Source organism: Arthrobacter sp. GCM10027362 (assembly GCF_042679445.1).
Lineage (GTDB): Bacteria > Actinomycetota > Actinomycetes > Actinomycetales > Micrococcaceae > Crystallibacter.
On sequence record NZ_JBHTML010000148.1, the window covers coordinates 1 to 10,264 of the forward strand.

The 10,264-nt window shown below is 67.4% G+C and carries 7 protein-coding genes; 2 read left to right on the forward strand and 5 right to left on the reverse strand.

Annotation, left to right across the window (positions count from 1 at the left end):
- Window positions 1–74 precede the first annotated feature (74 nt).
- Window positions 75–2,057, reverse strand: coding sequence for an FAD-dependent oxidoreductase (locus ACFQ36_RS17145; RefSeq protein ID WP_377015764.1), 1,983 nt, complete (start codon window positions 2,055–2,057; stop codon window positions 75–77).
- A 177-nt stretch (window positions 2,058–2,234) separates the two neighbouring features.
- Here ACFQ36_RS17145 and ACFQ36_RS17150 point away from each other — a divergent pair, with 177 nt between their 5' ends.
- Window positions 2,235–2,951, forward strand: coding sequence for a GntR family transcriptional regulator (locus ACFQ36_RS17150; protein WP_377015767.1), 717 nt, complete (start codon window positions 2,235–2,237; stop codon window positions 2,949–2,951).
- A 57-nt stretch (window positions 2,952–3,008) separates the two neighbouring features.
- Here ACFQ36_RS17150 and ACFQ36_RS17155 read toward each other — a convergent pair whose 3' ends face one another.
- Window positions 3,009–4,601 carry an FAD-binding oxidoreductase gene (locus ACFQ36_RS17155; protein WP_377015770.1) on the reverse strand — a complete coding sequence of 531 codons (1,593 nt, stop codon included), beginning with the start codon at window positions 4,599–4,601 and terminating at the stop codon, window positions 3,009–3,011.
- A 147-nt stretch (window positions 4,602–4,748) separates the two neighbouring features.
- Here ACFQ36_RS17155 and ACFQ36_RS17160 point away from each other — a divergent pair, with 147 nt between their 5' ends.
- On the forward strand, window positions 4,749–5,693 hold the full coding sequence (locus ACFQ36_RS17160) for a LysR family transcriptional regulator (RefSeq protein ID WP_377015773.1): 945 nt from the start codon (window positions 4,749–4,751) through the stop codon (window positions 5,691–5,693).
- A 107-nt stretch (window positions 5,694–5,800) separates the two neighbouring features.
- Here the strand turns inward: ACFQ36_RS17160 and ACFQ36_RS17165 are convergent, their stop codons facing one another.
- The 3 genes from ACFQ36_RS17165 to ACFQ36_RS17175 all read right to left on the reverse strand — a co-directional run bounded on the left by ACFQ36_RS17165 (window position 5,801) and on the right by ACFQ36_RS17175 (window position 9,965).
- Window positions 5,801–7,141 (reverse strand): LLM class flavin-dependent oxidoreductase, encoded by a 1,341-nt coding sequence (locus tag ACFQ36_RS17165; RefSeq protein ID WP_377015776.1) that lies wholly within the window; start codon window positions 7,139–7,141, stop codon window positions 5,801–5,803.
- Between the two features lie 218 nt (window positions 7,142–7,359).
- Window positions 7,360–8,721, reverse strand: a complete 1,362-nt coding sequence (locus ACFQ36_RS17170) for an MFS transporter (RefSeq protein WP_377015779.1) — start codon at window positions 8,719–8,721, stop codon at window positions 7,360–7,362.
- Window positions 8,722–9,071: 350 nt separating this feature from the next.
- Window positions 9,072–9,965, reverse strand: coding sequence for a VOC family protein (locus tag ACFQ36_RS17175; RefSeq protein WP_377015782.1), 894 nt, complete (start codon window positions 9,963–9,965; stop codon window positions 9,072–9,074).
- Window positions 9,966–10,264 lie beyond the last annotated feature (299 nt).

Genomic DNA, 10,264 nt, shown 5'->3' on the forward strand with positions numbered 1-10,264 from the left:
GGCGGGCGCCCGGTCCCCGGCCGGAACGGTGCCCGGGCCGGTCCCCGGCCCCGCGGCAAGGCCGGCGGTGCCGCTCATGCGAGCTTCTCGTAGTCGTCGAGCCTGACCTCGCGGGTGATCTTCCAGAAGTCCAGCACCGGGTACGGCCAGATCTGGGAGACCCGGCCGAACTTGTTCTTGTACCAGGTCTTCACGCTCGGGTGGCCCCAGGCCTTGGTGGCGCTGGCCGCATCGAGGTCCTGCACGAACGCGTCCAGGACCTCCTGCTTGAGGTCCAGGCCCTTGAGGTTCTCCGTCAGGATCAGCCGCAGCGCCTCGAGGATGTACTCGACCCCGTACTCGATCATCGAGAACAGGCTGCCGTTGACCACGTGGCCGGTGTTCGGGCCGGTGATGATGAACAGGTTCGGGAAATTCGGCACCGTCAGGCCGGCGAAAGCCTTGGCGTCGCCGCCCCAGTACTCGTGCAGGTCCGTGCCGTGCCGGCCGGTGACCTTCAGCGGCTCGAGGAATTCGGAGGCCTGGAAGCCGGTCGCGTAGATGATCAGGTCCACCTCGTGGAGCACACCGTCCTTGGTGACGATGCCCTCCGGGACGATCTTCTCCATGCCCTCGGTGACGAGGGTGGTCTGCGGCTTCTTCAGCGACCGGGCCCAGACGCCGTTGTCGCGCAGCATCCGCTTGCCGCCGACAATGTAGTCCGGGGTGACCTTGGCGAGCAGGTCCGGCCGGTCCTCGTACTGCTTGGCGAGCAGTGCCGTCAGCTGCCGGCGGACCCGCTCGTTGACGGCGGACACGCTGCCGGGCTTGTCCCAGCCGGGTTCGGCGACGGTGGTGTGCTGGCGGCCTTCGACGCCGAGCCAGTGCTGCCAGAAGCGCAGCCACTGGCCGTAGTGCGGCAGCTTGCGGACCAGCCACTGCACCGAATCCGGCATGTCGTCGTAGTAGCCGTTGGTCGGCAGCATCCAGGGGGAGCTGCGCTGGATCACCGTCAGCGCGGACACCTGGTCCACGATCGCCGGGACGATCTGGTAGGCGCTGGCGCCGGTGCCGATCACCGCCACCCGCTTGCCGGCGACGTCGACGCTGTTGTCCCATTCGGCCGAGTGCAGCTGGATCCCGGCGAAGTCGCCGCGCCCGGGGACATCCGGGTACTTGGGCCGGTCCAGCTGGCCGACGGCGGAGATCACCGCGTTGAACCGCCGGGTCCCGGCGTTCCCGTCCTTATCCACGGTTGCCACGTTCCAGAGCCCGGTGGCCTCGTCGTAGGCGGCGGAGGTGACCTCGGTATTGAAGACGATGTTCTCCATGATGCCGCCGCGCCGGGCGACCTCGCAGGTGTAGTGGTAGATCTCCGGCCCCTGGGAGAACTGCTGCGGCCAGTCATCGCGCTGGGCGAAGGAGAAGCTGTAGGCGTAGTTCGGGGTGTCCAGCCGGACGCCCGGGTATGTGTTCTTCCACCAGGTGCCGCCGACGGTGTGGCCCTTCTCGAACACGGTGTAGGGAATGCCTGCCTGCTTCAGCCGGTAGGCGGCCGCCATCCCGGAGACGCCCGAACCGATCACGGCGACGCTGAATTCACGGCCGGCGGACACCTCGGCGAAGTTCCAGCCCGGCCTGCCGCTCTTGCCCTCGACCAGGGCCATGTCATGCATGAGCATCGGATGGTATTCGGGGTTGGCCGCGTTGGTGATCCAGGTCAGGATGTCCGCCGCCTGGTCCTCGGTCAGCTGGCCCACACTGGTGAGCTGCTCGTCACGCACGCGCCTGAGGGCCTCGAAGGCCAGTTCCCGCGCTGCAGCCTGCTGCTCCGGGCTCATGCCGCCGTGCGGCTCGCCGACGGTGTCGGCCGGCGGCTGCGGCGGCCGCAGGTCTTCGCGCAGCAGCGAGAAGTCGCCGGTCACCGCCGCGAGGGCCACCATCAGGGCAGGCAGGTCGGTGGTCTCCACGATCCGGTGCAGGAACGCATCGTCTTCGGTAATGGGTTCGTACTGGTCCCGCCAGTACAGGTCGTCGACGGCGTCCTCGACACGCGCTTCGGTAAGGGAGCTGGTCACGGCTGTTCTCCTTGGTCTTGCGGACGGACCGCCCGAAACGGACCTGCCGTCCCGGTTGTGATCCGCATCTCTTCGTGGGACTTGCAACCAGTTTAGCGAGGAGATTGCATAAGTCAATAAATAATGCATAATCTGGCTTACAGGGTGAAGCCGGGTCGGAGAATGTAGAATCATGCCATGGCAAAACGCACCGATTCCGAGACACTGAGCAAGCACATCAGGGATGCGCTGCGCAGCGATATCCTCGGCGGCCGCTGGTCCCCCGGAGAGAAGCTCCAGCTGACCGCGCTCTCGGAGCACTACCAGACCAGCAGCACCGTCATCCGCGAGGCGCTCACCCGGCTGGTCGGCGACCGCCTGGTCCAGCTCAAGCCCAACCGCGGCTTCTTCGTCCCGCCCATTTCGCTGGCCGAACTCGAAGACATCACCCAGCTGCGGTGCGTGAACGAGGAATTCGGCATCACCCTGGCCATCGAGCGCGGGGACCTGAACTGGGAGTCCGAACTTATTGCCGTCCACCACACGCTGGAACGCACCCCGCGCCGGCGCGCCGAGGACCCGGACCAGCACACCCAGGAATGGAATGCGGCCCATCAGGCCTTCCACGCCAAGCTGATGGAAGCCTGCGGCGTCCCCGTCCTCATCGACCTGACCTCCACCCTCTCGGACATCGTCCAGCTCTACGGGCGGTGGGCCGGCATGGCCACGCGGGACGCCCAACGCGACATCGAACAGGAGCACCGCGAGATCCTGGCCGCCGTGCTCAAGCGCGACGCCCCGGCGGCAGCCAAACTGCTCCGCCAACACTACGAGACCACCATGGAAGCCGTCCGCAATGCGGGCGAGGTTGGACTCGAAAAGGCCCTCGGCGGCAAGGTGCCGGCGCAAGCCTAGCCGCCTGCCGGCAGGCTGAGGCCCGCCTCCGCCGGTTCGGCGGAGGCGGGCCGGCTGCTACTGCATGGCCGAGGCCACGCCCGCTTCGGCGGCCGCAACCGCCCCGGCCCGGCGGTCGCGGCGCGGCCAGACACCCTGTTTGCCCGGGGAGATCACCCCGGCCGGATCCAGGGCGTCCTTGAGCCTCTCCTGCAGCCGGCGGGCCGCGTGGTTGTTGAAGTCGAAGCCATCGGCGATCACGTCCATGTAGTCCACATGGCTGCGGTACGGGGCATAGCCGCGCCGGCGGGCGGCCTCGAGCAGCTTGAGGTACAGCGCGCGGGCACGGGCCAGCTGCTCCTCGTTGTCGTTCTCGAAGAAGATCATGGTCACGTGCACCATGTGGCGCGGATACAGGTGGTAGCCGATGTAGAGGTCGAACCCGTACTCGCGGTAGAGGGCCTTGGCCTCCTGGTAGAAGTCCCAGACCTCCTGGCCCCGCGCCGGGATGATCGGGGCCGCGTCGATGTGCCCGCCGTTTTCCGCGGCCCAGGCCACGGTCTCCAGCGGCTTCATGCTCGGCACGCCGGCCATGTGCGCCCGGTCCTGCGGGGCGATGTCCGCGTAGGCGACCTGGGCCCCGTCCCGGCCCTCGTACAGGCGGGCCCTGACCTCGAAGCCCTCGAGCCCGGCGAACCGTTCCCTGATGATCTCCAGCCGACGCTGCGCCAGGCCCTTGTCCCCGTAGATGGCGAACTTGGCGTTCCACTGGCCGATGCCCATTTCCCGGCGCATTTCCTCGAGCCGTTCGTCCGGGATGGAGCCCCCGCCGGTGTACCAGCGCGAGCGCGGGCCGTTCATCGTCGCCGCACGCACCACGTTGCCGCACAGGGCGTTGTTCTGGATCACGTCGAGGCGGCGCAGTTCGGTGAGGATGTCGATCAGCCGCGGCATGTCCTCTTCGCGCTCGACCACCACGTCGCCGGAGATGAAGACGTCCGGCCAGGGCATCAGCCACAGGCCGATCTTGGTGACCACCCCGAGGTTGGACTGGGTGAACAGGCCCTCGAGGGTCGGGCCGAAGCCGCCCTGGAAGATGGGGCCCAGGTCGGTGCCCTCCATGGCCCACATCCCGGTGCGGACCAGGTCGCCGTCGGGCAGGACCACCTCCATGCCGCACAGCGACTTCACATGGTCGCCGTTGGGGGTCATCCCGTAGCCGCGGTCCAGCGTGTTGCCCAGCACCGAGCCCCAGCCCAGGGCCGGTACGGACATCCACACCTTCAGGCCGCGTTCCTGGATGTATTCGAACAGGTCGAAGAAGGTCACCCCGGGTTCGACCACGGCGTAGCAGAGCTTGTCGTCCACCTCCAGGATCCGGTTCATCCGGCCCAGGTCCAGGGCCACCGTGTCCTGGTTCCGCGGCTCCGGGCCGCCGTAGCCGAGGTTCTTGCCGCGCGAGAAGGCCCACAGCGGCACCCCGGTTTCGGTGGCCAGCCGCACCAGCGCCTGCACTTCCTCGACGGTGGCCGGGCGCACCCCCGGCCACCTGTTCCGGCCCGGGTTCAGCGGGTAGGGGTCGATGTAGCCGGCCCCGCCGCCGACGCGCACCACATTCTCCTCGCCGACGATGGCCGCCGCCTGATCGAGGAACAGCTCTCGGGTATCCATGACGTACTTCGCACCTTCCGCAGAATGCCGCCGGGATGCGGCGGTGAACCGGGTCCATCCGTTCCGACCCGCCTTTTTATCTTGGCAAGCGGAACCGCTCAAGTAAACTGTCGATTTCCGCTGTTGGCATTCAATAGAATTGACAATATGAACCTGAACAGCCATCCGGCCATCACCTTGCGCCAGATCTGGCACTTCGTGGTCGCCGCCGAGACCGGCACCATGAGCGAGGCGGCCCGCCGGCTGCATATGGCGCCGTCGGCCATTTCCATGTCCATCTCGGAGCTGGAACGCATTATCGGCGCCGAACTGTGCATCAAGCGCAAATCCAAGGGCCTGACGCTCACCTCGACGGGGCGTGCCGTCTTCCTGCAGGCGCGCCAGCTGCTCGACCTGGCGGACGAAATCGCCTCGCTCTCCAAGGGTGACCGCCCCAATGTGCGCGGCCCGCTGACCGTCGGCTGCTACATGACGCTGGGGCCCACGATCATTCCGCCGATGCTCGCAGAATTCGCCCGCCAGTGCCCGCAGGTGGACGTGGACTTCGTGGAGGGGTACCACGAGGACCTGCAGGATCGCCTGCTCGACGGCTCGATCGATGCAGCCTTCCTCTATGACATGAGCATCTCCCCCGCCATCCGCACCGCTCCGCTGCTCGCTGCCGATCCGTACATCCTGCTCTCCGCCGGCCATCCGCTGCACGCAGCGGCGGAGGTGGGCCTGAAGGAGATCGCGGCGGATCCGCTGATCTTCTTCGACGCCCCGCCCATTTCCAGCCGGATCCTGGAGATGTACCGCGAGGCGGGGCTGGCCCCGCATGTCCTGCACCGTTCCCGCAGCTACGCCACCGTGCGCTCGCTCGTGGCCACCGGCCGCGGCGTCGCCGTGCTGTTCCAGCGGCCCCAGCTGGAGGCCCCCTACGAGGAGCTCGGCGTCGTGCTCAAGCCGCTGGCCCAGCCGCGCTCCGCCACGCGGAGCCAGGCCCTCGTCTCGCTCGCCTGGCCGCGCAGCACGCGGCTGAATGCCCGGGCGCAGGCGTGGGTGGACATCGCCACCGAGCGCTTCAGCGCCAATCCGCCGGACGTGCTGTGACCCGCCGGGCACAGCAACCGGCGCAGCAAAAGGCGCGACGGCGGCGGGAGGCTCCCGCCGCCGTCGCCCCCTAATGGCGCCTTGTTTCCGTGCCCATGCCGCCCGGGTCAGGCCATTGCCGGGGTGCTGTCCGCCACGGCGGCGGGCCGCGGCAGGCCGAGGTTGTCCCGCAGCGTGGTTCCCTCGTACTCCGCGCGGAAGTAGCCGCGGTCCTGCAGCTCGGGGACCAGCTTCTCGCAGATCAGCTGGAAGCCGCCGGGGTTGAACGGCGAATTCAGGTTGAAGCCGTCACAGGCCCGGGACTCGAACCAGTCCACCATCCGGTCCGCCACCTGGCCCGGGGTGCCGGCCATCCACTGGTGCCCGGTGGAGCGGGCGAGGTCCACGATCAGCTCGCGCAGCGTCATGCCCAGTTCCACGCTCTTCTTGCGGAAGATCTGGTAGCGGCTGCCCAGGCGCGGATCATCGGAGAACCATTCGGCCGGGATGCGCTCGTCATAGTCGAGGGCGGACAGGTCCATCTTCAGGTCGGCGCCGACCTGGGTGCGGCCGTTTTCGAGGTGGACGTGGTTGGCCAGCTCGTCGGCGAGTTCCAGGGCTTCCTTCTCGGTGTCGCCGAGGATGGGCAGGATGCCCGGGATGATCTTGACTTCGTCCGGGTTGCGGCCCTTGTCTGCGGCCATCCGCTTGAACCTGGCATAGAACTCGATGGAGGGTTCCTTGAACGGCTGGGCGGTGTAGATCCCGTCCGCCACCGAGGACCCCAGCTCCATGCCCGGGCCGGAGGAACCGGCCTGGACGAGCACCGGACGGCCCTGCGGGGAACGCGGCATGTTGATCGGCCCGGCCACTTCGAAGAACTCGCCCTTGTGGCTGATCGGGCGGATCTTGTCCGTGTCCACGTACCAGCCCGACTCCCGGTCGTTGATCACGGCGTCGTCCGCCCAGCTGTCCCACAGGCGCTGGACGACGTCGACAAATTCGGTGGCGCGGCGGTAGCGGGTGGCCGGGTCCGGGGCCTCGTGCATGCCGTAGTTCTGGAAGCCGTCGGAGGAGGTGACGATGTTCCAGCCGGCGCGGCCGCCGGACATGTGGTCCAGGCCGCACATCTGGCGGGCGACGTTGTACGGCTCGCTGAAGGAGGTCGAGACCGTCCCGATCAGGCCGATGTTCCTGGTCCGGGCGGCCAGGGCGGCGAGCACGGTCATCGGCTCGTAGAAGCCGTTCATCTTGATGTCGCCGCGCATCACGGTGTTGGCGTGGACAATGTCCCCGAAGAACACGGCGTCCAGCTTGGCCTTCTCCGCCATGAGGGTCAGGTCGGCCACAAACTCCAGGTTCGCCAGTTCCCCGGACCGGCTGCCCTCCATCCGCCAGCTGTCCTTGTGGTAGCCGGCCGGCAGCATGAACGTGGTGAGCACCATGTGCTTCTTCGGCTTCAGGCTCATTCCTTGGGTTCCTTTCGTGATCCGCGCCACCTCCGCGGCGCCTGCTCCATCCATGATCACAGCCGGCAGCTACCGCGTAAATAAGGAAGTTTTCGGACTTACTTATCAAAAACTCTGACAAATCCTCCTGCGGGGCAGCCGGCGGGCGGGCGGGCGGCAGGCATGAAAAAGCCCGCCCCCGTCCCTCGCGGAACAGGGGCGGGCCCCGGGGGGAAGCCTCAGGCGCGCTGCTTCAGCTCGGCGCCTTCGCGGCTCAGCCGCACCGCGACCAGGCCGATCAGCAGGACCGCGATCCAGAAGGCCCCCACGAGCGCATAACCGCCGCTTCCGGCCACCACCAGGGCGGTGGCGATCATCGGGGTGAAGCCGGCACCGAGGGTCGAGGAGCCCTGGTAAGCCAGGGATGCCCCGGTGTAGCGGACCTCGGCTGGGAACTGCTCGGAGATGTAGGCGCCGATCGGGCCGGCCAGGATGCCCTGGATGGCGCCGTTGCCCACGACCACGGCCAGCGCGAACCCCCAGGCGGTGCCGTTGTGCATCAGCTGCAGGGCCGGGAAGGCCCAGAGGATGCCGGCGACGCCGCCGACGGTCAGCACGGCACGGCGGCCAAAGCGGTCGCTCAGGCGGGCCGCGGCGAAGCAAAAGGCCACGGTGACCACGGCGGCAATGCCCTTGATATTGAGCACGGCCGAACGGTCGACCCCCTCGGCCACTGCCACCGACACACCCCAGGTGGTCAGGATGCCCTGCATGGTGTAAAAGCCCAGCGACGCCACCAAGGTCACAATTACCACGCGCGGGTAGCGGCGCAGCACCTGTCCCAGCGGGGTCTTCTGGCCCTTCCGGCGCTCCGCGGCCTTGGCTTCGAGCGACTGGAAGACCGGGCTCTCGGCGACCTTGAGCCGGATGACCATGCCGATCAGGATCAGTACCGCGGAGAGGATGAAGGGGATGCGCCAGCCCCAGACCAGGAACTGTTCACCGGTGGCGGCGGAAACACCGGAGACCACGAAGGTGGCGAGCAGGCCGCCGGCGGGGCCGCCGGCGTTGGCGAAGGCTGCGGCGAAGCCGCGCTTGCCGGCCGGGGCATGTTCGAGCGCCATGAGCGTGGCCCCGCCCCATTCGCCACCGACCGAAATGCCTTGGATGAAGCGCAGGATGACCAGGATGATGGGGGCGGTGACGCCGATGGCCGCGGTGGTGGGCAGCAGGCCGATGGCCACCGTGGCCCCGCCCATCATGAGCATGGACAGCACGAGCATTTTCTTGCGTCCGACGCGGTCGCCGAAGTGGCCGAAGACGATGCCGCCCAGCGGCCGGGCAATGTAGCCCACGGCAAGGGTGCCGAAGGAGGCGAACAGTGCGACGGCGGGGCCGAGGTTCGAAAAGAAGACCTTGTCGAAGATCAGCGAGGCGGCGGTCGCGTACAGGATGAAGTCGTAGTACTCAATGATGCTGCCCATCAGGCTGGACCCGAGGACGCGCCGCATGTCCTTGGTATTGAGGGAATCCCCCGGCGGGTTCGTGGAGGCGGGACCGCGGAGCTGCGCTCCGCTTTCTGTCCGTGCTGTGTTTGGCATCGACATAGGCTCTTTCACTTTGTGGAGAACGGTGGGACTTCGGCATCCACAGGTCAGCCGGAGGCACCGAGGACCAGAGGGGATCCGCCGGCGGCCCGACAGGGGCCGGGCCTGAATCCCGTCGCTCGTTGACTCCTTCAAGCATGGCGGAAATCACAACAGAGCGCCAGATCTTTGCGCATTTTTCTTTAAAGAATATTTTTCTTGACACCTATTGCATCATCCTCTACCCGGTTCCGGGGCACTGACCGAACGCCCGAAAGCCGCGCTCCCCGGCCTTCCGGCCGGGGAGCGCGGCTGTGCCGCCGGGCTGCATTCCGGGCGTTCCCGGCGGCTGCGGGTGGCGCCCCCTACCGGAGCACGGCCAGGCGCGACGGCGACTCCACCGGCGCCAGCCCGAAGTTGCGGAAGTCCATCGGGCGGTAGGAACTCCACATGTTCCACCAGTTCTCATCCCCACCCCAGACCACCGGGGGACGGGAGTCGTCGTAGATCTGCTCCAGGTCCGTGTAGAGCTCCACCACGGCCCCGGAGGTCTCGACGAAGTAGGCGGCGATGTTATGGCCGGCGCCGTGGCGCACCGGCCCCCAGATCAGTTCGCGGCCCAGCCTGTTCAGGCGGTCGCCAAGCTTTCCCAGGTCGACGATGCTCTGCGCCTGCCAGGCGTGGTGGTGCAGCGTCCCCTGCCCCCGGACCAGGGCAATGCCGTGGTGGTCCGGGTTGCAGCGCATGAAGTACGCGAAGTCGTCACCGATCACATCCGAAAGCCTGAAATCGAGCACACGCTGCAGAAACTTCATCATCCCGGTCACGTCGCGCGGGTGGAAGTTGAAGTGTCCGTAGCGGTCCGGGCCGAAGGAGAGCCGGGCGGCCTGGTTCTCCTGCATGCCGACGTAGACCTCGAAGACGAAACCCTCGGGTCCCACAAAGGAGAAACCGTCCTCGATGCCCGCACCGCGCGGTCCCTCGCTGATGACCGGCAGGTTCTCCTGCTCCACCCGGGCGCGGATGGTGCGCAGGGCGTCGCCGTCCCGGGCAACGAAGCCGAAGCTGTCCACGCCGTCGACATCGGATTCAATGTAGACGAGTTCATGGTGCACGTTGCCGGCGGCCAGGTAGACGGCGTCGGAGGTCCTCTCGGTTTCGCGCAACCCAAGGATCTGCGTCGCATCAAAGACGGACTCCTCGAGCTTGGTCGTCTGAATTCCGACGTGCCCCATGGCTGTGATCAATCCCCAAGACATCCCTGTCTCCTGTTCTGTTCAACTCTCCGAGACGGTTATCGCAATCTCGCTCGATAAAATAATATCGGAGTAATAATCGATAATCTAGGGGCTTCCCTTCCGGCCGGTGGTCCGGCCGCCCCGACTGGCAGCTGCCGGCGTCGGGGGTCGACGAAATCCTGCAGCAGTCCCCGCAGCACGGGGCCGATCGGGGAAGCGCAACAGTTCGGCGGCACGGCGTGACCGCCCGGCAGCACGCCGAGGCCCTGGGGGGGGCGGCGGTCCTGCCAGTCAACGCCGGCGCGGCAGGGCCGTCCGCT